The sequence below is a fragment of the Leptolyngbya sp. ST-U4 genome (assembly GCF_039962215.1).
Lineage (GTDB): Bacteria > Cyanobacteriota > Cyanobacteriia > Elainellales > Elainellaceae > Leptolyngbya_A.
In genome coordinates this window covers 120,890-145,585 of record NZ_JAMPKZ010000007.1, presented here as the reverse complement: position 1 = coordinate 145,585, position 24,696 = coordinate 120,890, and the positions used below count along the sequence as shown (strand labels likewise).

The 24,696-nt window shown below is 49.9% G+C and carries 19 protein-coding genes; 9 read left to right on the top strand and 10 right to left on the bottom strand.

From position 1 onward, the window contains the following. Positions 1-23: 23 nt before the first annotated feature. The 4 genes from NDA02_RS13360 to uvsE all read right to left on the bottom strand — a co-directional run bounded on the left by NDA02_RS13360 (position 24) and on the right by uvsE (position 4,667). Positions 24-2,258 (bottom strand): PAS domain-containing sensor histidine kinase, encoded by a 2,235-nt coding sequence (locus tag NDA02_RS13360; protein ID WP_190793363.1) that lies wholly within the window; start codon positions 2,256-2,258, stop codon positions 24-26. Between the two features lie 121 nt (positions 2,259-2,379). Continuing rightward, positions 2,380-2,562 carry a hypothetical protein gene (locus tag NDA02_RS13355; protein WP_190793364.1) on the bottom strand — a complete coding sequence of 61 codons (183 nt, stop codon included), beginning with the start codon at positions 2,560-2,562 and terminating at the stop codon, positions 2,380-2,382. A 386-nt stretch (positions 2,563-2,948) separates the two neighbouring features. Continuing rightward, positions 2,949-3,491, bottom strand: coding sequence for a DNA starvation/stationary phase protection protein (locus NDA02_RS13350; RefSeq protein ID WP_190793367.1), 543 nt, complete (start codon positions 3,489-3,491; stop codon positions 2,949-2,951). Positions 3,492-3,590: 99 nt separating this feature from the next. Next, the gene (gene uvsE, locus NDA02_RS13345) at positions 3,591-4,667 is read right to left on the bottom strand and encodes a UV DNA damage repair endonuclease UvsE (RefSeq protein ID WP_242067479.1); all 1,077 of its coding nucleotides are present in this window, start codon (positions 4,665-4,667) and stop codon (positions 3,591-3,593) included. Between the two features lie 531 nt (positions 4,668-5,198). Between uvsE and NDA02_RS13340 the strand changes: the two genes are divergently transcribed. Both NDA02_RS13340 and NDA02_RS13335 read left to right on the top strand, forming a co-directional pair. Beyond that, complete coding sequence (locus tag NDA02_RS13340) at positions 5,199-8,891, top strand: PAS domain-containing protein (RefSeq protein ID WP_348255097.1); 3,693 nt, start codon at positions 5,199-5,201, stop codon at positions 8,889-8,891. 203 nt (positions 8,892-9,094) lie between these two features. Continuing rightward, a complete protein-coding gene (locus NDA02_RS13335; protein ID WP_348255096.1) occupies positions 9,095-10,492 on the top strand; it encodes a hypothetical protein in 1,398 nt (465 codons plus the stop codon). Between the two features lie 165 nt (positions 10,493-10,657). Here NDA02_RS13335 and NDA02_RS13330 read toward each other — a convergent pair whose 3' ends face one another. The 3 genes from NDA02_RS13330 to NDA02_RS13320 form a co-directional block, all read right to left on the bottom strand. Beyond that, the gene (locus NDA02_RS13330) at positions 10,658-11,356 is read right to left on the bottom strand and encodes a phosphatase PAP2 family protein (RefSeq protein ID WP_348255094.1); all 699 of its coding nucleotides are present in this window, start codon (positions 11,354-11,356) and stop codon (positions 10,658-10,660) included. A gap of 135 nt (positions 11,357-11,491) precedes the next feature. Beyond that, on the bottom strand, positions 11,492-12,355 hold the full coding sequence (locus NDA02_RS13325) for an SDR family oxidoreductase (RefSeq protein ID WP_190790013.1): 864 nt from the start codon (positions 12,353-12,355) through the stop codon (positions 11,492-11,494). Between the two features lie 270 nt (positions 12,356-12,625). Then, positions 12,626-13,672, bottom strand: a complete 1,047-nt coding sequence (locus tag NDA02_RS13320; protein WP_190790014.1) for a hemerythrin domain-containing protein — start codon at positions 13,670-13,672, stop codon at positions 12,626-12,628. 387 nt (positions 13,673-14,059) lie between these two features. Between NDA02_RS13320 and NDA02_RS13315 the strand changes: the two genes are divergently transcribed. The 6 genes from NDA02_RS13315 to NDA02_RS13290 all read left to right on the top strand — a co-directional run bounded on the left by NDA02_RS13315 (position 14,060) and on the right by NDA02_RS13290 (position 21,114). Next, entirely contained in the window at positions 14,060-14,257 is a 198-nt protein-coding gene (locus tag NDA02_RS13315; protein WP_190790015.1) for a chlorophyll a/b-binding protein, read from the top strand. Between the two features lie 487 nt (positions 14,258-14,744). Further along, entirely contained in the window at positions 14,745-15,869 is a 1,125-nt protein-coding gene (locus NDA02_RS13310) for a saccharopine dehydrogenase NADP-binding domain-containing protein (protein WP_190790016.1), read from the top strand. Between the two features lie 299 nt (positions 15,870-16,168). After that, positions 16,169-17,875: an ABC-F family ATP-binding cassette domain-containing protein gene (locus tag NDA02_RS13305; RefSeq protein WP_348255092.1), complete on the top strand. Its 1,707-nt coding sequence runs from the start codon at positions 16,169-16,171 to the stop codon at positions 17,873-17,875. A 414-nt stretch (positions 17,876-18,289) separates the two neighbouring features. Continuing rightward, positions 18,290-19,888: a 2,3-bisphosphoglycerate-independent phosphoglycerate mutase gene (gene gpmI / locus NDA02_RS13300; RefSeq protein WP_348247628.1), complete on the top strand. Its 1,599-nt coding sequence runs from the start codon at positions 18,290-18,292 to the stop codon at positions 19,886-19,888. Between the two features lie 137 nt (positions 19,889-20,025). Then, entirely contained in the window at positions 20,026-20,259 is a 234-nt protein-coding gene (secG, locus tag NDA02_RS13295; protein ID WP_348247666.1) for a preprotein translocase subunit SecG, read from the top strand. Between the two features lie 72 nt (positions 20,260-20,331). Further along, a complete protein-coding gene (locus NDA02_RS13290) occupies positions 20,332-21,114 on the top strand; it encodes a peptidase (protein ID WP_348247627.1) in 783 nt (260 codons plus the stop codon). 104 nt (positions 21,115-21,218) lie between these two features. Here the strand turns inward: NDA02_RS13290 and NDA02_RS13285 are convergent, their stop codons facing one another. After that, positions 21,219-22,121 carry a cation diffusion facilitator family transporter gene (locus NDA02_RS13285; RefSeq protein WP_190793370.1) on the bottom strand — a complete coding sequence of 301 codons (903 nt, stop codon included), beginning with the start codon at positions 22,119-22,121 and terminating at the stop codon, positions 21,219-21,221. 283 nt (positions 22,122-22,404) lie between these two features. Here NDA02_RS13285 and NDA02_RS13280 point away from each other — a divergent pair, with 283 nt between their 5' ends. Continuing rightward, positions 22,405-22,752 carry a hypothetical protein gene (locus NDA02_RS13280; protein ID WP_190793371.1) on the top strand — a complete coding sequence of 116 codons (348 nt, stop codon included), beginning with the start codon at positions 22,405-22,407 and terminating at the stop codon, positions 22,750-22,752. Positions 22,753-22,918: 166 nt separating this feature from the next. On the opposite strand, the gene NDA02_RS13275 is transcribed toward NDA02_RS13280, so the two are convergent. Both NDA02_RS13275 and pdxA read right to left on the bottom strand, forming a co-directional pair. Further along, positions 22,919-23,140 (bottom strand): DUF4327 family protein, encoded by a 222-nt coding sequence (locus NDA02_RS13275; protein ID WP_190793372.1) that lies wholly within the window; start codon positions 23,138-23,140, stop codon positions 22,919-22,921. A gap of 381 nt (positions 23,141-23,521) precedes the next feature. Further along, entirely contained in the window at positions 23,522-24,622 is a 1,101-nt protein-coding gene (gene pdxA / locus NDA02_RS13270) for a 4-hydroxythreonine-4-phosphate dehydrogenase PdxA (protein WP_190793373.1), read from the bottom strand. Positions 24,623-24,696 lie beyond the last annotated feature (74 nt).

The window sequence follows — 24,696 nt, the reverse complement described above, 5'->3', positions numbered from 1 at the left end:
AAGGTCAGTTCATAGTCTATCGCTCAATCATTTTGGCTAACCGGAAGAATATCGATCGGCAGATTGAGCGGTAACGTGACGGTAAATACAGTCTGGGCTGCGCTAGACTCGACCTGAATCGCGCCCTGCAAATGTTCCACCAGCTTTTGCACCAGTGCCAGCCCCAAGCCTGTGCCGCCCTGCTTCCAGGGATCGGTACTGGGAACGCGGTAGAACTTGTCAAAAATTCGGGGCAGCTCATCGATCGGAATCTTGATGCCTGAATTGCAAACTGTCAGCAGAATCTTTTGCGAGTCAAGGGCGGCTTGCAGCACAATCTGCCCTCCCGGCGGCGTGTATTTGCAGGCGTTGTTCAGCAGTTCTGCCAGGATGCGATCGAGGCTGCTGGGATCGCTGGTCAACTTTGGCAGAGAGCTCTTGGGCAACTCAAGCCGCAACTGCTGCTGACGGTTTTGGGCGCGTTCTTGAAAGGGTTCGATCAGGCGGGGCAACCAGTTTTCCAGATCGATCGGTTCCAGAGTCAGTTCGCGTTTGTTAGCTTCTAGTTTTTGCAGGTCGAGCAGGTCGTTAATTAAGTTAATTTCGCGATCGCATTCCTGGTTCAAAATTGACAGATATTGAAGCAAGCGAGCGTCAGGTTCAAAGTTTGCCCGCTGCATTGCCACTTCCAGCATCCGCATCGACAGCTTCATATTAGAAACGGGCGTACGAAGTTCGTGTGACACCGTGCTGAGAAATTCATCTTTGAGTCGGTTGACTCGCTCTAGCTCGGCGATCGCCTGCTGAAGCCGTTGTTCTGCCTGCTTGATCTGGGTAATATCCCGTCCAATAATCAAGGCAGAAATCACATTTCCCTGTTCATCCAGTTCTGGAACCGCCCACGACTGATAAAATCGTGGACCTTGCGATGTGTGAATCGGAAATTCGATCGTTTGCGGTTCTTGGCAATCGAATACCGGCTCAAGCTGCGGGTAGCACAAGTCGCTGAGGTTGGACGAAAGACCGATTTCGCCCTTTGTTTTGCCAATACAGTCCTGCTGCGGAACGCCGAAAGTACGCGAAAAACTGGGACTGACATAGAGAAATTGTCCTTCCCAGTTAACGCGCATAATTACATCAGGCGAATTCTCAACCAGGGTGCGATACTCCCGTTCTCGCTGTGCCACGGCTGCCTGTGCCTGTTTGCGCTCTTCCTCGATCCGCACCCGCCCGGTAATGTCTAGACAAATGCCGCCCACAGCGTAGAGATTGCCCTGATCATCGAATAAGGGAAACTTGTTGGAAAGATAAACGCACTGCTGCTGATGGATATACAGCACTTCTTCGACTTCGATTCGCTGTCTGCTGTCTCGCACCTGCTGAAGATGTTCAAACACAGTTTCGGCAAGATAATCTCCCGTTCCAGCCCGAGCACTGCCCCAAACAGACTCGGCAGAAAAGCCAATCAACTCCTGCCGCGATCGCCCGACCAATTCCTCATAGCGACGGTTCACCAGCAAATGGCGATTTTCTAGATCCAGCAGATATATCAGCAGGGGGGAATTATCTAAAACAGCTTCAAGCTGACGTTGACTATTCTGAAGTGCCGTTTGCGATGCCTGCAATTCCTGAGTGCGCTGCTGTACGATCGATTCCAGTTCCTCATTAAGCTGCTGCAAGTCTGCCTGAACCCGGCGATAGTCGGTGATATCTTCAACCAGCACCAGCAAGTGCAATTCGTCGTTCAGTTCGATCGTTTCTGAGGCAATCCGGGCAAGTCGTTTCTTGCGGCTGCGGCTGTGAAACCACCATTCGACTGGTTCTGATGTATGCAGCAAAAGCGACAGCAAAAATGCCCGCTCCTGTGGTTCAAAAATGCTCAGCTCGATCGAGGTTTTGCCAATTAATTCTTCGCGACTATATTCGACTAATTCCAGAAAGCGATCGTTGGCTTCGACAAAGTAGCCATCAGCTAAACGAGAAATACACATCGCGACTGGACTGGCGCAAAAGGCTTTAGAAAATCGCTCCTGCATCTGCCGCAAATGGTGTTCAGACAACTGCGCTCGATCGGCAATTTGTCGCAGAGCGGCTGCATCATTTTGAAGCTGTTTCCCAACCTCGATCGGATTCAGTGAGTGGTTCGGGTCAGACGAATTACCCTGAGGCAGATTACTTTGCAGGCGATCGAGCCGTTGAGCAATGATCCTCAATAGATCCGCAGCGGATTCAAAAGATGGTTCAACGTCACCGTCTAAATTTTGACCAGAATGACTCACAATAGGCGAAGAGTTAACTGAAGGATTACCTTTCCAGCCTACTTGGGTTCTGGCAGTACACCGTTAGATTAGCTTGAAAAGAGGGCTTTATACCGCTGAAAACTTAATGAATTGTAACGACTCACTGCGATTTTGCGCCATCGGGCGGAACGGCGATCGGCTCGATAAATTCGTCGATCGGCAGTCCTGAAATATCAAATTCCTCGGTGGGTGCTTCCATCACATCTTCCAGGCTATATTCATCGAGCAAGTCATTAGTTGAAAGATCTTCTGCGGGATGGTTTTCTGCAGATGGGTCGCGCATAGTTTTCGTCTCGGCTTAAGGTGTAAAACGATTTGCAGAACGGTATGTAGAACAGTATGCAAAACGATTTGTAAACGGTTTGCAGAACAGGATGTAGGACGGTTTGCAGAACAAAAAGAATCTCCTGAATGGTTCATCTTACCGATCAGGAGACCTGGATAAAGAAAAGAATTTAGATGTTCAAGCAGTCCGACTCACGCTATCTCAATATCGGCTTAGTATGGGCCCACGATCGGCTCAGTATCAGCTCAATAGTGACTCAATAGTGGCTTAATATGGGACTGAATGACCGATCGAACTTGATCACAGAGCGATAATGCCTTAGTAAAATAACCATCACCGTCTGTTTAACTTTGCTGTTTCAAGTTGGCGTCGCCGTGTATTGACTACACCGTTGCCGCAGACTTCATCCGATCGTCACCGTACACAGAGCCATCTGGCTGAAGCGACTGACCTTCAACAAAGGAGCGCAGCATCCATGCCATTTCTTCGTGCTGTTCCATAATGGCGGTTAGGAAGTCAGCTGTACCTTGATCGTGAAAGTCATCGCCACACTGGTCGATGTGCCCACGCAAGCTGCGAATAATTTGCTCATGGTCATCTACCAGTCGCAGCACCATGTCGGTTGCCAAAGGAATTTGACCCGGCTCTTCTTTGATCAGAGACTTCTCTACGAAACCAGCGGCAGTCCCGATCGGGTAGCCGCCCAGCGCACGAATTCGCTCAGCAATGGCATCGATATTTTCCGTCAGAATTTGATACTGCTCATCCCACATCTGATGCAGAGAGCGGAACTGAGGACCAACCACGTCCCAATGGAATTTTCTGGTTTTGACCAGCAGCAAATAGGTACTCGACAAATCCTGATTCAGCAGCTCGATTACGCCTTGACGCTGCTCTTCTGTTAAACCAATGTTAATCTTACGTATCATCGCTTAAGTTCCTAACAATCACTCCAGTTACCAGTTCAACAAATTTCCCCTCGAAAGAGCATCAACCTACAGAGAGATCAGTTTTTCTTGTATTTGCTACACCATTTGCTCAACGATCGCTTCTTCGATTTCCGCCGATAGTTCCATCACTTCGGGCTGCTCATCCTCGATCATCAATTCGTCGATCGGCTCAGCAGGAATCACGGGCGCATACTGCACCATTGCATCGGGCGGACCATAAAGCCACTCTTGCTGTAGTTTGACGATCGCTTCCTCTTTTTGCTTTGCTTCGATTTCGATCCAGGGAACCGATCGATAGCAGCTCGGCATGATTGTGATGTAATCGCTGTGACGCTGATCGCGAAAGAACTTGTCGCCGTTAGAAATATGCACTAACTGCCATTCAGGGTTTGTCCAGGTTTGGCGAGCCGCTTCCAGCATTTCTGCCACGCTAGGGTCTTCGTAGGTGTCTACTTGCTCGTGAATCACATGATGGTGGGCATCGAATACCATTGCCACCCCCGCCGCCTGACAAATCTCAAAAATCTGGCGGGCATCATAGGTATATTCATCGTTTTCCAGCGTGAGCCGCGATCGAATGTTGTCCGGCAAGCTGCGAATGGTGTCGATTAGCCGCTCTGCTCGATCGCCTTTGCCGCCGTGGATATTCATTAACGCCCAGTTCGATTGGGGCTGCCCCAGCATATCCATCACTCGCGCATGGGTTGCCAGAATTTTAATGCTGTTTTCGATCACTTCCGGGCGATCGGAGCTGAGCACCACAAACTGATCGGGATGCAGCACGAGCCGCACGCCAAGCTGTTTTGCCCGCTGTCCCACTGCCCGCATTGGCTCCGCAAACTCTGGTAAAACGGCTTCTCCTACCGTATCGTCTGCAAAGGGAAACATTCCCGATCCCATACGATACAGCGAAATATTGCGGCTGTGGCAAAACTCGATCGCCACCCTTAATCGTCGCAGGTTCTCAGCATAGAGTTCGCGTAAAATTTGCGCCTGGGTTTCCGGTTCTAGTTGCAGCAGCCGTTTGCGGGTTGTTGTTTTAAACCGAACATCTTTAGATGCCGTAATGCAAACCAGCCCCAACTTAGGCAAGATTTGATTAGTTTGCGGTGACATCGCAGGCAACGTTTGAACAGTCGATTCGTTCTCCATAAACGCAGTCTCGCAGTGCAATTCTTTGATGCGATCGTTTTCTAAGTTTCTAGATCGTTTTCTAGACGTTTCTAAACGTTCAGTTCCGTTTTATCTTTGGTTTAATCGCATTTCCTTAAGCTAAACGGACTGCAACGCGATCGCCCTCTATCTTTTGAGAAGCCTTTTGAAACGGGTGGGAGGGGGTTACAGAAATGAATTGAGACGATCGGCTTCAGCGATTGGCTTAACAGAAGTTTTGCAAGATCTGGATGGGCAACTTAGTTATCGAACCTGTTCTGTAAGAACATCACCTTTCCGATAGATTGCTGACAGGAACAGGAGAAGCTTCCTACTTACGATAGAGAGAAAAAGGCAAACCCTTTAGATGATAATGTTACAAAACTCCCATCAGATTTGCGATACTGCTAAAAGCCTGTCTCGTTTTATGTTTATGCTTTATCCCCCACACGGACAAACTAATTCGTCCGGTCTTTTCTGGCAATTCTCGCTTTCCTGAAGCATCAAAAAAGAAGCAGCGAGGAAAGAACTGTGAATCACTCTGTGAATAATGCCGGGAACGACGAGAGCAATACGAGCGGTGAAGCGAAAAAAACCAGGCTTAGCAGAGAATCGCGATCGGCTTCATCCACTTCAGTTAAAACAATGCATCCGCAGACGCGCCAGGTTTTAGAACGAATGACGGATGCTTTTATCGCAGTCGATTTGTCTGCTGGCAAGCAAGATGGGCAGGGAAGCTGGACAATCTTTTACGTGAACCCTGCCGCCGCGCAGCTTTTGCATCGATCGCCGGAATCGTTAGTGGGTCAGAGATGGCAAGACGTATTTCAGGAAACTGGCACCGAAGAAATTAGACAGCAGCTTCGACAGGCAGTTGAAGAAAGTCAATTATCACCAGCAGATAGATCACCAGCAGATAGATCACCAGCAGGTAATTATCCTGAATCGATCGAGTTTGAAGCATTTATCGCATCGCTTCAGATTTGGTTAGAAATACGTGCTTATCCATCCTCGGAAGAACTTTCGATTTATCTGCGCGATATTACCGAAGTAAAACGACAGAATGTAATTCAGCGACAGCGAACGGAACAGTTGCGAGAACAGCAATGGCTGCTTCAGCAAATTACTGAGACGACACCCGGCATCCTCTATATTTATGATTTGATCGAACAGTGCAACGTTTATGTCAGTTCACAAATTTATCGATTGCTCCGCTACACTCCGGCTGAAATTCAGGAATTGGGCGATCGTCTTCTTCCCTTGCTGATTCACCCAGAGGATCTGAGCAAATTTCCGGAACACATCGCCCGCTTTCAGTCGCTACAGCACGGAGAATTTCTCGAAAACGAGTACCGAATGCGTCACCGAAACGGCGAGTGGCGATGGTTTAGCGGCAGGGATACGGTTTTTAGCCGCACTGCAACTGGACAACCGAAGCAAATTTTGGGCAGTGCTTACGACATCACGAACCGCAAGTCTTTAGAGCAGCAGCAGCAGTTTTTGCTGGAACTGAATGACTCGATGCGGCTTCTAAGCGAACCGGAACAGGTAATTCAGGTGACAGCTGCCCTGGTAAGCCGTTATTTTCAGATCGATCGCTGTATTTATGGCGAAGTCGATGCTTCCGAAACATGGCTGATGATTCATCCGCAAATTTGTCACGGCGTCATCAACCCTGCCACCCAGTATCAAATGTCAAACTATGGCTCCGATTATCTGGATGACTTGAGACAGGGACAAACCGTGGCAATCGCAGATGTCGCAACCGATGCACGCTGTGCCCATTTCCGCGAAGCTCTGGTGGCAGAACAAACGCGATCGTCTCTGACCGTCCCTTTGATTAAGCAAAATCATTTGGTTGCCGTGCTGAGCCTTAGCCACACGCAGCCCCGACCCTGGACAACCGCAGAAATTCGCCTGATCGAAGAAGTTGCCGATCGCATCTGGTTTGCAGTCGAAAGTTTGCGAACTCAGCGTGCCCTGTGCGAGAGCGAAGCCCGATTTCAGCGATTGGCGCACAATGTTCCTGGTGCAATCTGTCGCTATGTTCGCACTGCCGAGGGCGTAGATTCCGTGCCCTATATCAGTCCGAGCTGCCGTACTCTGTTTGAGGTAGAACCCGAAGTCATTCAGCAGAATGTGACGGTGCTGTGGCAAATGCTGCACCCAGACGATCGCGAAGAGCTAAAACAGGTGATTGAAACTTCGATCGCCACGGGAGAATCCATTCACTGGGAAGGTCGCTATCTCTTACCGTCAGGCAAGCTGAAGTGGGTGCGGTATGCCTTTCGCCCCGAGCGCCAACCGGATGGCTCAGTTCTTTGGGATGGGGTGGCGACCGATGTGACCCAGCAAAAAAACCAGGCAGCCGAACGGGAAAGGCTTTTGGCACAATCCCAGCAGTATGCTCAGCAGCTTGGCGGCTTAACCGAGGCAGCGCTCGCCGTGAATGCCGTTCTTTCGGTCGAAGAAGTGCTGCAAGTGATCACGGCTCAGGCGCGATCGATTATCGGTGCTCATCAAGCCGTCACCGTGCTAAAAACCGGAGACACGCTGGCAGGCGCAGTTTACAACATCTCCACCTCAAAAAAGTATCGGGACTGGAAGAACTACGCCGCAAATCTCTCCGAAGAAGGCATCTATGCGATCGTCTGCAACACCAATCAGCCTATTCGCATGACCCAGGCAGAGCTAGAGGCACATCCCTGCTGGCAAAACTCTGGCAGCGACACTGAAGAACATCCGCCGATGCGCGGCTGGCTAGCAGCCCCTCTGATTTGCAGAAATGGTAAAAATCTCGGTCTGATTCAGCTTTCCGATAAGTATGAAGGAGAATTTACCGCAGCCGACGAAGATATTTTGATGCAGCTTGCTCAAATGGCATCGGTAGCGATCGAAAACTCACACCTCTACGCCGCCGAGCAAACTGCCCGCACCCAGGCAGAAGCCGCCAACCGGATCAAAGACGAATTCCTCGCCGTGCTGTCTCACGAACTGCGATCGCCCCTCAACCCGATTCTGGGCTGGTCAAAACTCCTGCGCGAACAGCGGCTCGATCAAACCGCAACCGATCGCGCCCTTGAAATTATCGAACGCAACGCCAAACTGCAAACCCAGCTGATCGAAGACCTGCTCGATGTCTCCCGGATTCTGCGCGGCAGGCTCAGCCTGAATGTGAGCCAGGTGAATTTAAATGAAACGATCGAAGTGGCGATCGAAACCGTGCGCCTTGCCGCCGAAGCAAAATCAATCCAAATTCAAACCCATCTCCTTCCAATAGCTGCCTGTGTTTCAGGGGATCCAAACCGCTTGCAGCAAGTGATCTGGAACTTGCTCTCAAACGCTGTCAAGTTCACGCCGAATGGCGGCAGGATCCAGGTCACGCTAGAGCAGGTGGAAAGTAAGCATCGGGAAATGAGGAAAGGGAAAGATAGAGAGCTGGAGAACCGTGCAGCGAGTACAGCAGCAGACACAACCTCCTCTGACTCCTCTCTACCCTGCCAGTCCGCCATTCCCACCCTCGCCCAAATCACCGTCACCGATACCGGAAAAGGCATCCACCCCCACTTTCTTCCCCATGTGTTTGACTATTTCCGGCAGGAAGACGGAGCAACCACGCGCAAATTTGGCGGCTTGGGCTTGGGGCTGGCGATTGTGCGGCATTTGGTGGAACTCCACGGCGGAACCGTGAAAGCAACCAGCGAAGGCGAGGGAAAAGGCACAACGTTTATCGTCACACTGCCCCTGTTGAGAAGTCTGGGCGATCGGGAAATAGATGGGGACAGCAGAACATCAGGATGGGGAGCAAATCATCTTCCCACCCCCGCACCGCCTCATCTCCTCACTGGACTGCGCGTTCTGGTCGTGGACGATGACAACGATACCCGTGACCTCATTGCCTTTACCCTCAAGCGATCGGGGGCGGTTCCAATTGCGGTTAGCTCAGCAAAAGCAGCAATTCAGGCGATCGCTCGATCGGAATTTGATTTGCTGATTAGCGACATCGGAATGCCCGAAATAGATGGCTATACCCTGATGCGCCAGATTCGATCGCTCGTGCTTAAAAATGGTTTTTTGCCTGCGATCGCTCTCACTGCCTACGCTAGCGAACTCGACCAGCAGCAGGCACTTGCTGTTGGGTTTGCTCGCCATTTAGTGAAGCCCGTTGACCCGGATGAGCTAGTGAGGGCGATCGAGAGCGTGGTGAGGAGAGTGGGTAATTAGGTCAGCAGGTGCGCTAAGGAAAGGGGGTAATACTCCAGAACGATGCCTGATCGAGCATGAGGATTAACGATCGAAGCTGAAGGTCAGACCGTGGTGCAAATTCGCACCGATTTTCGCGCCGTCTGATGCAGACCTAATACAAGTCTGATGCAGCCTGATGCAGGTCTGATGTAAGCAGTTGAGTACCGTTATTCCAAGCGACTATGGTTAAATTTAAGCCTGATTTTGAACGCCGTCATCCTCGCACCGCGCTGATTATTGCGATCGTTGCTCTGATTAATTTGGGGCTAGTCTTTTTTGATCTGACTTACTTTAATCTGCGTCCAGTGTACAGGCAATATTTACCTGATATTACTCAGATTTATGATCCGGTAAAGGGGGTTGAGGTTCATCCTGAAACTCAGTATTACCAGATGCAGGTCGATCGCCTGAAGGGCCAGTTTGCCGAATACGAGTTGCAGTCACCTCAAGTGGAAGACTCGCTGCAGGAACTGCGAATCCTGAGCCAGCAGTTAACGACAGCCTTTGCTGCGCCCCGTGGAGAAGAAGTACTGGCAACAGTGCAGCAGAATATGCGGACGAGAACAGGGCAACCCTTTACCCGCGATGCTTTTGATCAATTCTGGAGTTCTGCATATCTCGAACAGCAGGGATGGCAGCAGGAACTCGCATTTTGGGATGCTCAGATTCAGCCATTTTTTCAGACAAACTATTACCGCAGAGTCAACTCCTGGGGCGCAGCGATCGATTATTTCTGGCTGATTGATCTGCCGTTTGTTTTGATTTTTGCGGTTGATATGCTGATGCGAATTCTCCTGATTCGTCGTCGTAATCCCGATTTAACCTGGATCGATGTGGTACTGCGTGAATGGTATGACTTGCTGTTACTGCTTCCGTTTTGGCGGTGGCTGCGGATCATTCCGGTTGCTCTGCGCCTGTATCTAGTCGATATACTCGATCTGGAACCAATCCGGGTACAGGTACAGCGAGATACGATCGTCACCGTCGGAGCCGATTTAGCCGGAATTGTGGGAATTCAAATTATTGACCAGATGAAAGAGTCCCTGCGCGAGGGTAATCCGATCGAATGGCTATCGTCTGCTTTACCCGATCAGGACTCCTCAACAAACGGGATTAATCCCCAGGAAATGGTTGCTATTACGGATCAGCTTTATGACACCAGCGTGCATCACATCCTGCCCCGCATTCAGCCCGACATCGAGGAGCTGGTCCAGCATAGCCTGACCAGAACTTTGGAACAAATGACCGTGTATTCCCAGCTTCATCACATGCCGGGAGTGGGACGAATCTTGACTCAAGTGGTGCAGCAGTTGTCTAACTCAATAGTGCAGGGAATTTATCAGAGTCTGAGGGGCGCACTCTCGGATTCAGAAGGCAAGGAAATTACTGATCGCCTACAGCACAATTTACGGAAAGCGATCGCCGAGGAATTTGATCAAGACAAAACCTTGCAGGAAGTTCAGTCCAGACTGCTCGATGTGCTGGAAGAATTTAAGTCGAAATATGTGCGGGCACTGGCAGAAGCGGGCGGAGAGAAGCTCGCCGAACGAACCGAAGTCCTGCATCGACAAGTGAGCTAAATAAGCAAGATGAACAAGTGAGCTAAAGCAATATCCTCAGTCCGAGTTGCGAGCGCGCCTGCATTGTTAGCAGCGTTGTTAGCGAAAAGTCCCCTGAATTCTTTGATTCCAGGGGCTTTCAGCTTGTGTTGCTTTCTAAATCTCAAACTCCGATCGCTATCGCCATCAAACCACAAGCGGTTGCTTTAACCGCAGCATCACCACGCAAATCATCAGCCACAAAAATCCCATTCCCCAGCCGCCGACAACATCCGTCACCCAATGCACCCCCAGATACAGCCGACTAAAGCCGATCGCCCCAGTTAGCACGGCTGCGATTCCATAAAACCAGCCTGCTCTTTTTGGAAAGTGCCTTGCAAGCAGAAATGCGATCATGCCGTATAGCACCATTGACCCCAGCGCATGACCGCTCGGAAAACTGTAAGACGTTTCAGTGATTAGCCGCATCCACAACGCCGGACGGGGATTTTTGAAAAAGAGCTTCAGCGCGTTTTTGAGAATAAATGCACCGATATTGGCAATCAGAAAAATCTGTGCTTCCTGTCGCTGTCGCTTGAGCCAGAGCGTTAAAAAAACAGTAAGGAGAATTGGCACAACGATCGGCCAACTTCCCAGATGGGTAATCGACAGCATCAGGCGATCGAGCGTCGGATTTGTAAACTGATGCAGCCAGTTTAAAAAAGCAGTGTTAAACGCAAAGTTTTCGCGCTCCAGGATTTCGTCGCTAAGATGGGCAACTAACCACAGCACCGATAAGCAGCTAATCAAGCCCACCGTGCCGATCGCCGCAATCAAACTGGCAAGGCTAGGATAAATTCGCCGTAGCCAGAAATGTTTGATCGATCGAAGAACGTCCTGAAACATTAAAGGGAAAACCTGAGCCGAGAAAGCATAATCCCCCTACCAACGTTGGCAGAGGGTTTGGAAGAAGTGTGAATCCATTGCCCACAAAAGAGTAGGTTTCATGGATCAATCGGGCACTTCGGATTACGGTAACAATTAGCCGTTCACCACTGCGCCCCCGTTCGGGTGCAGAATTTGACCTGACATGTAGGACGAGTCATCGGATGCCAGGAACACATAGCAGGGCGCGATTTCTTCGGGCTGTCCGGCGCGCTGCATCGGAGCCTGCTTGCCAAACTGTGCCACCTTGTCTTCGGGGAAAGTTGCAGGGATGAGCGGAGTCCAGATGGGTCCCGGAGCCACACCGTTCACGCGGATGCCTTTCTCAATCAGAGACTTTGACAGCGATCGCGTGAATGCTACGATCGCGCCTTTGGTAGAGGAGTAATCTAGCAGTTCCGGGCTGCCCTGATAAGCAGTCACCGACGTCGTGTTGATAATGGTACTGCCTTCTTTCAGGTGAGGCAAAGCTGCCTTGGTCAGGAAGAACATTCCAAAGATATTCGTGCGGAAGGTGCGCTCAAGCTGGTCTGCGGTAATGTCTTCAATGCTTTTTTGCGGATGCTGTTCAGCGGCGTTGTTCACCAAAATATCCAGATGCCCGAATTCCTGAACCGTTTCAGAAACAGCATCTTTGCAGAAATCTTCCGAACCAATATCACCCGGAATCAAAATACAGCGACGACCTTCCTGCTCAATCATCATTTTGGTTTGCTGGGCATCGTCGTGTTCGTTGAGATAAACGATCGCTACATCTGCACCTTCTCTGGCAAACAGAATTGCAGCAGCACGACCAATCCCGCTATCGCCGCCTGTAATAAGCGCGACTTTATCTAGAAGTTTGTCGCTGCCTTTGTACTTCGAGTCAACAGCTTGGGGCTTAGGCGTCATTTCGGACTCTAAACCGGGCTGCTGGTTTTGATGCTGCGGGGGCTGAAGCTTTTGAGATTCGGGGGACATGATTTAACCTCCTTATCAAATATGAAAAACTTAAGATGTGAAAAACTTAATTTGCATAGCAATCCCCCCTGATATGAATCTGAGGGGGGATAAATCGTTTAACCTGCAATTGAGGTTGTTTGATGAATATTCAATGTCCGATGCCGCCCCTAAATTCCCGAAGGGTGGGGACCTTAAGCTGCTAAGCCTTTCACTTGCAAAAGAAGACTTTTAGGGGCCCAGTTTCCCAGCATTAGGGGGTAGGGAGACGGTTTGGATAATTACATCGAATTACATCGACATCGAAGACTTCATTTCGTCCTGAAGCTGGCTCTTCTTCGCTTTGAACTGAGAACCCAGACGCTCTTGCTCTTCTTTGCCAAAGCTGTCACGCACGGCTGCAAAGAAAGTGCTTTCTTCCTGACGAACGTGATCTTGAACTTCGCTCATGAGCTGACGAATTTCGTTCATGAACTGCTCAGACATCATATCCATCTTCGCCATCTGGTCGAGCTTGGGCAACCAAGAATCTTGCTCGTTGTACAGCTCTTGCAGATCGCTTTCGGGATATTTGCCGCGCACTGCGGGGTATGCGATTTCGTCTTCTGCTAGGGCATGAGCGCGCAGATCTTTGTAGAGCTGACCGAAGTATTCGCGACGCTTCATCGGGTCATTGGTCTGCATGATTTCTGCAAACAGCACGTTCACTTTCTGGTGATCCATGCGGAGGATATCTTGCAGCGTCATGTCAGAGCGATCGGTGTTTTGAGTCAGAACACTTCCTGCAACACCAGACAGCGCAGCAACAGCATCCTGAACCCGTCCCCACAGACCTTGGTCAGCTTCTTTGCCCGTCAGTTCACGAACGCCAACTTTCTCCAGAACGCCCTTGAGCTGTTCCTGGTGAGCGCGGTTTTCAAAGTTGACGGTGTTGAGCGGAGTGATTGCAGCTTCTACGTCTGCACCCACAACTTGGGCACACTTGTGAACCAGCAGACCCATCATAGTGACAGCATGCTTCATCAGTTCGTGATGAGATAGCTTCTCCAGCACAGAGAAGTCAGAACTGTTGTTGATCTGACGACCCATTTCAATCATCTGGAATGAAGATGGTTTGGGGTCAGCTTTCACACCATACTGAACAATAACAGTTTCAATAATGCCTAGGTTCTTCTGATCATCCTGAAGCATACTCCGCAGACGATCGCGAATGTCATCATCAGCAATCTGAGAGATGAACTGCTGCTCGCTTTCCATCAAAAACTTTTGCATCTCTGCCATTTCTGACAGCTTCATGCCAATCGCTTGCCGCTTTGCGTCATCTAATGTCGTCGCCATAATCTTTTGTTCTCCTCTTAAATTGCTTTGGCACAACTCTTTCCTGAAAGTGACACAGGCGATCGAGGAAATTCATCTCTCAGAAGACTGATCGACCTTATAAGCAGGACTGGATCAGTTTTGAATCGATTTTGAATTGGTTTTGAATCAGTTAAGGTGCAACATACATAATGAAATTAAGGGATTTATCACCTGTAAATAGATAGAAATACCACATCAATTTCTGGTTGATAGTCAATTTCAGTTAACAATGAGGTTAATTGAGGCGAATCATGCTCTAAAAACTCGATCGTCGATCTATAACCTCCGAGGGATAGCACAAGTTGCTGCGAAAGCTAAGGTATGAAACATAACGTAACGTTTGTCAGCAACTTAGGAGTCTAACCAATGGAAACTCGTAACGCAACCGATCTACCCCCCGTCGCTAGTGCTTATAACGGTAAAGACCGTAATGCCTTCCTGTTCGGCTGGAATCCCCAAGCAGAACTGTGGAACGGTCGTCTGGCAATGATTGGCTTCGTAGCATACCTGCTTTGGGATCTGGGTGGTTACAGCGTCGTGCGCGACCTGCTTCACCTGCAATAAATCTGTTATTCCCCAAGCGGTTCAATACGGTTAAATAAAACCGTTGACATAAATTCAGTTGGTTAGCCCATTCGAGTAATTTCGTGCAGGAATTGCTTGGACGGCTAGCCAACTTTAGTATATTTGAGGTAACTTATTTGAAATGATTTCTTTCAGATAATTTGCTTGAGATAGCTAATCTAAGATATTTAAATATCATAGTTAAAGCGATCGCCGCTTTAAGCAGCCGCTTTTGTCATCTGCTAGGAAGCGTTTTATTTCGATCGCCCTTTTTTACTTTAGTTTTCTACTTGCCACCCTTTTATGATTGGAAAATAGATCCAAGCTTAATTTTTCAAACTTAACTTTGCGATCGTTTTTCAGCTGATGAAACGCTTTGATTGACTGTATCAAATCTTCACGCTTCGCTCAGGTCAACCTCTTGCCTAAGTTAGAATAGCGACGCAGCAGAACACGCTGTCTTAACAACTTGATACATCAACGCAAGATGACAAAACAAGTTTTAATCGTAGGCGGACGAGGACGGATTGGTAGCAGCGTTGCCGCAGATCTGCTGACCTACACCGATGCAGAAGTCACGATTACAGGACGCACGGCTGATACGGGGCATGTGAGCGATAAACTCGGTGAGCGGGTGCGGTTTCTCGAACTTGACCTTTCGGACGCAGAGCGATTGCGATCGGCGGTGGCAGACAAAGATCTGGTGATTCACTGTGCAGGACCCTTTCGTTACCGGGATGCGATTACGCTTAAAACCTGCATCAGCGAAGGCGTGAACTACCTTGATGTGAGCGACGATCGATCGTTTACCAAAAATGCGTTGAGTCTCTGTGAGGCAGCACAGCAGGCAGGCACAACCGCCGTGATTAACTCTGGCGTGTTTCCCGGTATCTCGAACAGTATGGTGCGGCAGGGCGTCGAACAGCTTGACGAACCGGAAGTGATTCACCTTAGTTATGTAGTCTCCGGGTCGGGCGGCGCAGGCGTCACTGTGATGCGGACAACTTTCCTCGGATTGCAAAATCCATTTCAGGTTTGGGTAGACGGCAGATGGCAGGAAATTAAGCCCTACACTGGACGCGAGATGACTGAGTTTCCCGGTTACGGGCGATCGGGCGTGTACTGGTTTGATATGCCAGAAGCGTTTACCCTGTGCAAGGCATTTCCCGTTAAAACGGTGATCACCAAATTTGGCTCTGTGCCCGACTATTACAATCGCCTCACTTGGATGGCAGCTCACCTGTTTCCGCGCCAACTGATGCGGCAACCATGGATGATCGAATTTTTGTCGAAAACTAGCTACACCATGACTAGCGTGACCGATCGCTGGAGCGGTATTGGCGTGGCAATGCGGGCAGAAGTGCGTGGAAAGCGCAACGGGCAGCCCACCCAGTACGTTTCAACCTTTGCCCACGAAAACACTGCATACGCTTCCGGCTGCGGCACAGGGAGTATTGCTCAGGTGTTGCTATCGGGTGCGCTGCAAAAGCCAGGAGTCTGGACGGTGGAAGAAGCATTGCCGACCCATTTGTTTGAGCAAGGCATGACAGAGCGGAAGTTGACGATCGAGCAGCAGTTTGAGCTGCCTGTTGCGGTCAAACAAACGCTTTAATCTTTTAATCTCTTGAATCTCAAGATTTACAAGGGTGCTGCTCAGTGGTGAGAGCCTCCCTACCCACGCCCACCAAGACCCTGCAGAGACGAAACATCCAACGCACTGCCCGCGGCTATGCCCCACCTGCCCATTTGCCCGCTCGCTTGTTCAAGCATCCTCCTTGTTCAAATATCTTAAGCAGGTAAGTTTGCGTCTGCTTCGAGCCCAAGCTAGCAAGTATTGCTTACGTCACTGAAGCGATAACATTTCTGTTACATTTGATGTGGCGTTTTCCTCATTTCGAGTGGAGTCCTGCAATGCTGCGTCTGGAACACATCTCCAAAATTTATCCGACCGGCGAAGTGCTAAAGGACGTGAACTGGGAAGTAAAACCGGGCGATCGCATCGGTCTGGTGGGCGTGAATGGGGCAGGAAAATCAACCCAGCTCAAAATTATTGCCGGGGAAATCGAACCGACTTCCGGAGAAATCATTCGTCCATCCAGCTTGAAGATTGCTTACCTGACGCAGGAATTTGATGTACAGGTAGACCGCACCGTCCGAGATGAAATGTGGCGGGCATTTCGAGAAGCCAATGACGCCCACGAGGCACTGCAAGCCGTCCAGCACGAGATGCAGTCTGCCAGTCCCACAGAACTTGATCGCCTGATCCACAAGCTCGACAAATTTCAGCGACAGTTTGAGGCACTCGGCGGCTACGGTCTAGAAGCCCAAATCGAGAAGATTCTGCCGGAGCTTGACTTTCAGCTGCAGGACGGCGATCGGCTCGTGGGCGATTTTAGCGGCGGTTGGCAGATGCGAATGAGCTTGGGCAAAATTCTGCTTCAGTCTCCCGATGTGCTGCTGCTGGACGAGCCGACTAACCACCTGGATTTGGAAACGATCGAATGGCTAGAAACTTACCTGAAAGGGTTGGAAACGCCAATGGTGATCGTGTCGCACGACCGGGAATTCCTCGATCGCCTGTGTAATCAGATTGTCGAAACCGAGCGAGGCGTCTCCACAAGCTATCTCGGCAATTACAGCAGTTACCTTCAGCAAAAAGAAGAAATTCAAAACGCCCAGTTCAGCGCATTTGAGCGGCAGCAAAAGGAAATTGAGAAACAGCAGGCATTTGTCGATCGCTTCCGAGCCAGCGCGACCCGCAGCACTCAGGCAAAGAGCCGAGAAAAACAGCTTGAAAAAATTGAGCGAATTGACGCTCCGGTCGGATCTGTAAAAACCTTGCACTTCCGGTTTCCGCCTGCACCCCGCAGCGGACGCGAAGTGGTCATCATCAGGAACCTCACTCATATTTATGAGGACAATATTTTATTTCTGGGGGCAAACCTGCTGCTTGAGCGGGGCGATCGCATTGCAATTCTGGGCCCAAACGGATCGGGTAAATCGACCCTGTTGCGTCTGATTACTGGAAGCGAAGCACCGCTCGAAGGAACGGTCAGTCTAGGTGCGCATCAAGTGATCCCTAGCTATTTCGAGCAAAATCAAGCGGAAGCACTGGATCTGGAAAAGACCGTAATGGATACTATTCACGACGAGGTTCCAGATTGGAAAAACGAAGAAGTTCGGACTTTGTTAGGACGATTTCTCTTTAGCGAAGATACGGTTTTTAAGCCAGTGGCGGCTCTGAGCGGCGGAGAAAAAGCTCGACTTGCCCTTGCAAAAATGCTGCTGCGTCCAGCGAATCTACTCATTCTAGACGAGCCAACAAACCACCTCGATATTCCTGCAAAAGAAACGCTGGAAGAAGCACTCCAGCATTACGATGGAACGGCGATCGTCGTCTCCCACGATCGATATTTCATCTCACAGGTTGCGACCAAAATTGTTGAGATTCGCGACGGAGAATTGCGCCTCTATCCAGGTGACTATCACTACTATTTAGATAAAATTGCCGAAGAAAAAGAAAAAGTGAGACTGGCGGCGATCGAGGCAGAAAAAACAGCGAAAGTAGCTGCTAAACGAGAAAAACAGAAAGAAAAGCAAAAGCGTCGTGTAGGTTAAGATTCTGCTTCGATTTATTTATCGCGTTTCTTTAAGTTGGTCAAGTGCAGATTTAGGGGTGCAGGGGTGAAAGGTCGGGGCTATCAGCGATCGAGTAAGCGTCCTGCCTATCCAAACGGGTAGAGATAGCCAAGACACAATGAATTGAAGCTGCGATCTTGAGTTCACCAAAAAAGCTGCATCGATTGATTAGATATTCTTAGATATTTAATGCAGTAAGGCTTAAGTAATGCTTATCAGACTGACTAATTTAGTGTGCTAAATTCCGCTGTTCATTGTTCTGCTCATCATGTTGTTGATCGCTCACTTTTACTAAAAATTTAAAGTCATCGTGTCTTGAATTTAGCTGACACAATCTGAAAGTCTGAGTGATATCATTGCCACAGAGATTGCTGAACAGTAAGGATAATTCACATGGCGCAGGTGCCAATTTCTCCAGTAGTACTCGTGATATTAGATGGATGGGGCTATCGAGAGGAAACCAGCGGAAATGCCATTGCGGCTGCTCGAACTCCCGTTATGGAAAGTTTATGGGCTGCCTATCCGCACACGCTGATCCGAACTTCTGGAAAAAGCGTTGGATTGCCCGAAGGTCAGATGGGTAACTCAGAAGTGGGACACCTTAATATTGGAGCCGGAAGAACTGTCCCTCAGGAACTCGTTCGGATCACAGATGCTGTTGAAGATGGCACACTACTAAGCAATGCAGCACTCCTGCGAGTTTGTCACGAAGTCCGGCAGCGAAACAGTAAGCTGCACCTGGTTGGGCTGTGTTCAGAAGGAGGGGTTCATTCCCATCTCAACCATTTGTTTGGGCTGATTGACCTGGCAAAAGAACAAAATCTGACTGAGGTTTGCATTCACGCCGTTACCGACGGTCGCGACACCAGACCGACTGATGGGCTAGGGGCAATTCAACACATTGAAGACTATATCCAGGCGGTAGGCGTAGGTCGCATCGCAACGTTGAGCGGTCGTTACTACAGTATGGATCGCGATCGCCGCTGGGATCGGGTTCAAAAAGCATACGCCGTTATGACCGAAGACGGGTCAGGCAATGGACAATCGGCACTCGAAGTGCTGAAGGCTTCCTACGAGGCAGGATTGACTGATGAGTTTGTGCTGCCAACTCGCATTGCTCCGGGCGCAGTCGAACCGGGCGACGGTGTGATTTTCTTTAATTTCCGTCCTGATCGCGCTAGGGAACTCACTCAAGCATTTGTTGACCCTCACTTCACTGGGTTCGATCGTGCTCCGATTGCGCCGCTTTCCTTTGTGACGTTTACTCAGTACGATGGCTCACTGCCCGTCCTGGTCGCGTTTGAGCCGCAGAACCTCAACAATATTTTGGGGCAAGTGGTGGCTCAGCACGGGCTGAAGCAGTTTCGCACCGCAGAAACCGAAAAATATGCCCATGTCACCTATTTCTTCAATGGCGGCATTGAGGAGCCGTTTGTGGGAGAAGATCGCCTTTTGATTCCCAGCCCAATGGTAGCAACCTATGACCGCGCTCCTGCCATGTCTGCTGCTCAGGTGACGCAAGGGGCGATCGAAGCAATTGAGAAGGGCATTTACTCGCTGGTGGTGATTAACTACGCGAATCCTGACATGGTAGGTCATACGGGCAACCTGGAAGCTACCGTCAAAGCTCTGGAAACGGTTGATACTTGCTTGGGACGCTTGCTGGACAGCATCGGTAAAATGGGCGGCACGGCAATTATCATTGCGGATCACGGCAACGCTGAGCAGATGTGTGATGAGCAGGGCAATGCCTGGACAGCGCACACCACGAATCCAGTTCCTTTTATTCTGATTGAGGGCGAACGGCGCAAGATTCCCGGACATGGAACCGATGTAGAACTGCGATCGGACGGAACCCTGGCAGATATTGCCCCCACGATTCTGCAAATTCTAGGACTGCCGCAGCCAGAAGAAATGACGGGACAATCGATGATCGACGCGATGGGGTTTGATGTGCGGGCAAATCGCACTCCGGTTCGCCTGTCTTTGTAGCCCTTCAATCCATCAGTCTTTGTAGAATGGGAAGGGGGCAAATGAGCAGTCTGTTCGAAGTGTTCAGAGTGTGATTTGCCTGAGTGCTTGACCCTACCCGCATTAGCGAACCTCCATTAGCGATAATTAGCGATCGAATTATGATTACGACAACTGTTCAAATTCTCTGGGCGATCTCTGCAACTGGTTTGATTGTGTTAGTCCTGCTTCACAGCCCGAAAGGAGATGGACTGGGTGGATTGGGGGGTCAAGCACAGCTTTTCACCAGCACCAAGAGCGCAGAGCTAACCCTAAATCGCGTCACCTGGACTCTGACCGCACTCTTCATTGGACTGACGATCGTGCTAAGTGCAGGCTGGTTGCCCAGCTAAAATTTCCTACCAATGCTGAGACAGCGGCAAAGCAAACAAAAATTTTCTAAACTGCGCTGGGCTGTTTGCTCAGTGCTTTTTATCGCTTTCTTGGCGGCGATCGGTCTAGTACTTACAGTAGACATTCCAGGGGCAAAAGCTCAACTCCCACCGTCTCGATCGACCTCACAGTCCCCAACTCCAGCCCAAATCGATCGATTTTTACCTGTTTCTCAGGCTCATACCATGCCCGCAACCCTGGCTCGTGGACAGGCAGCTGAACCGCAAAGCGAGTATTTTGATGACTATTTTGACAAGATACAGCCGACGATCGCTGGATATTTAATCTGGTCGCGCTTTCCTGTTCGGATTTATTTTGAACCAGCCACACAGATGCCCGACCGAAGCCAGGAATGGGTCACAGCGGTTACGGCTGCAATTCAGGAATGGAATGCCTATCTACCGTTGACGGTCGTAAATGTCCCCGACACCGCAGATATTGCCATCTGGCGTAGAACTCCACCGCTTCAGGTCGATCGAAGCGCAACTCGCCAACCCGAACTTCGCGCCCGTTCAGCCGAAACTCGCTTTAATTTATGGGTCGATCGCACGATTCCAGAAAAGCCTATCCTTCTGCATCGAATGACGATCTGGCTGGGCATGGGTCAGACGCAAGACTATCTGCGCGCTGCTGCTCGTCACGAATTAGGGCATGCATTGGGCATCTGGGGACATAGCCCGACTGCAACGGATGTGATGTATTCTGCGCAGGTACGCCAACCGCCGCCGCTTTCTGATCGCGATATCAACACCCTGAGACGCATTTATCAGCAACCCACTCGTTTAGGCTGGGCAATCCCTCAACCGCTGAATTAACTCGCGATCATGATGGAGGCAGCACAACTACATTAATAGGATTCCCTGTTCCTGCGATCGAAGGTGAACAGAGTTAACCCTGATTGAAGCGATCGAATTAGAAGCTAAGGCTGCGGCTCGTAGCTAATTTCTTCTTTTTCATACGAAGGTGGCTCAACGTGAATTGTGACGCGCACCGGATGATAGTGCTGCTCCAAGCGAGCTTCGACGGCTTCGGTAATGGCATGAGCCGTTTCGACATCGGCAGCGTTAACAATCAGGTGCATATCAACGAATATCTGGCGCCCGAGCAATCCTCTGGAGGCAATGCTGTGGCAATTTAGTACACCGGGAACCTGCATCACGACCGCATGAATTGCTTCAGGCGCGATCGCCATCTCATCGACCAGCCAGGGCAAATTATCCCGCAGCACATTCCAGGCACTCCGAAAAACCAGCAGCGCAACTGGAAACGCCAGTACGACATCCAGCCACTGAATGCCAAAAATCCAGATGCCGAGTAATCCTGTCAGAACGGTGATCGTTACCCAGATATCGCTCATTGTGTGCTGAGCATCGGCAAGCAAGATCGGACTACCAATCCGCCGACCGACTCGCCGCTCATAAAATGCCACAAAAATATTGATGCCTAATACGAGGAGCAGTAGCCCCAGTTCTGGCGCAGCAATTTGTACCTCTGCTCCGCCTGTTAAAAGACGCTCGACCGCTCCCTCCAAAATTGTAAAGCAGGCAATTCCCAGAAAGGCAGCAATTCCCAGAGCCCCGATCGCCTCATATTTTTGATGCCCATAGGGGTGGTCGCGATCAGGCTGCGGTGAGGATAATTGGCTGGTCACTAACCCCAGAACGTTGTTCGCACTATCGGTAAAGCTGTGAATTGCATCGGCGAGCAAACTTAGCGAACCTGTCCAGAACCCCACTGCTCCCTTTAATCCCATCACAAATAGATTCAGCAGCAGCGTAATCACTAAAACTCTGCGAACAGTCGATCGATTATCAATTGCCACAGCTTTTTCCTCGTGCCTGAATGGGAAATCGCCCTCATGGTCTCGCTTTTCTTCCCTTAATCTACTGAGCCGATCGAATGACCGCAAGCGGCAGACGAAGGATAATCTGCCAGAAGCCCATCGGCTAAGATTCATGCCCTTCTCTGCTTGCGAATCACAAAAGGGTCGTTAGGATGGGAGAATTATCACGCTCCGGCAATCCTTGCTTAAAGCAACGTAACGTCAGGCAACCTGGCAGCAGTTTAAGAGCAACTCAGTACAACTCAGTACAACTTAGTAAAGTATGTCTTCTTCACCGATCAAGCTCAATCTATCCGAAGGTTCTGTGATTTTTGCCTTCAGCCCCACAGCCGCAAGAGAACTGCAAAGCGCGATCGCAGTCTTGATGCAAAGCCTGAAAGCAACAGCGGCAAAAGCAGCAGGCAGCAAACCCGAACCCCAGCCGCCCCTCGAATATCGCCATACCGGGGAGGTTTTTCTTGAAGTGTTTTGCAATCCCAATATCTGGTCGAGTCCGTTCGCAGCCAAGCTTCTGATTACCCTGCGGGACGATCGAATTCGCCTCACCACCGAAGCAGAACTAACGCGAATCAGTGAAGACATTGCTCAGTATTTAGAGCAGTATGGCTAAAGCAGATATTCCTGCTGAACGATATGAAAGATTCCGTGGGGCGGTTAGTGGGATGACAACAGGGGTAAGGATAGATTTGGCAAGAATTAACGAAAATTAAAAAGCTACGAGTCTAACCCCCGTAGCCTTGCTTCAACTAAGTCATTTATTAGGAACGAGAGAAGAATTAGTCGTTCGACCACTCCTCCCGTCCTAACAAATCTGCAATTCGATCGCGAAGCAGGAAGTCGTTGTTTTCCAGGACGCATTCTACAAACGCCCACTCACGAGCAGGAATGTACTGACACAGCACGTAAATTGGCTGATTTCGGCTAATTACACCCTTATGAACAAGTTCTCGCGCCTCATCCTGAAGCAAATCTATTGAGTATTGAATAGACTGAACCATGATTCACCCTCAGCTACAAAAATGATCGTCACGAAGTAAAGCAGACAAGCTAGAAGCAGAGAAGATCGGGAAATAAGCCAGAAAGCCAAATCCCACGCAATAAAGTTACAAACAGAGCAAAACGCTATGGAATTCCGTAGGTAGAATAACCTAAAACAAGTTCTTTAGAGTTGTTTTTGTATTAGGCTATACTGAATATTTTTTATTCTTGCGCTGATCTTCCTCCTCGTATATTAATAAAAATTGCAGAAGTCAGCAAACCTTGACATAAAGTTTCAGCCTAAAGGTAGACTAAATCGGTTTCAGGGCACTCAGTTAATTGGCAAAATACTCCGTAGTTTCTTTCAACAGATCTTAAACACCGCTTCATCCTGTGTTAAATTACGGGCTGATTTGGGAACACTGCTGAGTTATCCGTTGGTGAGCTAGCTCGATCGCCAAATCGATCGCCGCTCTAAAACTGGTTGCCTGAGCAATTCCCTGTCCGGCGATATCAAATGCGGTTCCATGATCAGGAGAAGTGCGAACGAAGGGTAGCCCAATCGTCGTATTCACGGCTCGATCGAACGCCAGCAGCTTCACTGGAATTAATCCCTGATCGTGATATAGCGCGAGATAGGCGTCATGAGCTGCGTCAGGCGTTACACTACCCCACCAGGCTTGTCCCGGACGTACCCACAGCGTATCCGGCGGAATCAGTCCATCAAGTTTGGCCTGAGGAAACCGATCGCCCATTTGCCGCAGCCAGGGCAGCAGGAAATCCTGTTCTTCTCGTCCCAGTTGCCCCTGTTCACCGCTATGGGGGTTCAGTCCGGCGATCGCAATTCGGGGCTGCTCAATGCCAAAATCCTGTTGCAGGCACTCGATTAGCAGTTCCAGTTTCAGCGTCAGCAGATCTGCCGTGAGCGCATCGGGAACCTGCCGCAGTGAAATGTGGGCTGTTGCTAAAAGCGTTCTCAATGTCCAGTCTGTAAGCGGCGATCGGGCAACAAAGAGCATTCCATAGCGGCTTACCCCTGCTTTTTTTGCCAGCAGTTCTGTTTGTCCGGGATAGTGAAATCCGGCAGCGTTCCAGGCAGACTTGGCGATCGGAGCAGTGACAATGCCATCAAATTGACCGTTCAGCGTTCGATCGATCGCCGTCTCTAAAAAGCGAAAGCTAGCTGCACCGCTCGCTGCATTCTCCGTACCCAACTGAATTTGCTCAATCACCGACGATTCCAGCGGCAAATTATACAGGTCGAGATCATCAGGGTCTGCCAGGACGGTCAAATTCGCCCGAATTGCCTCTGTCTGGCGCAACTGTTGATAAGTATGGTGCAGCAGGACGTGATTACCAATCAGCGTTATTTGACAGGACTCGGTCAGTATAGGGTCGCTTAGTGCCTTCAAAACCACTTCCGTCCCGATTCCGGCAGGGTCGCCTAACACGATCGCCAGTCGAGGACGGGACGCAACATTGACTGCGGTTGGTGTTCGCATATTCAGCCCTTTAGATCACCGTCAAACTACCCTAAGATACTTGTATAGGCATTCTTGCCCAGGCTTTCCTGCAT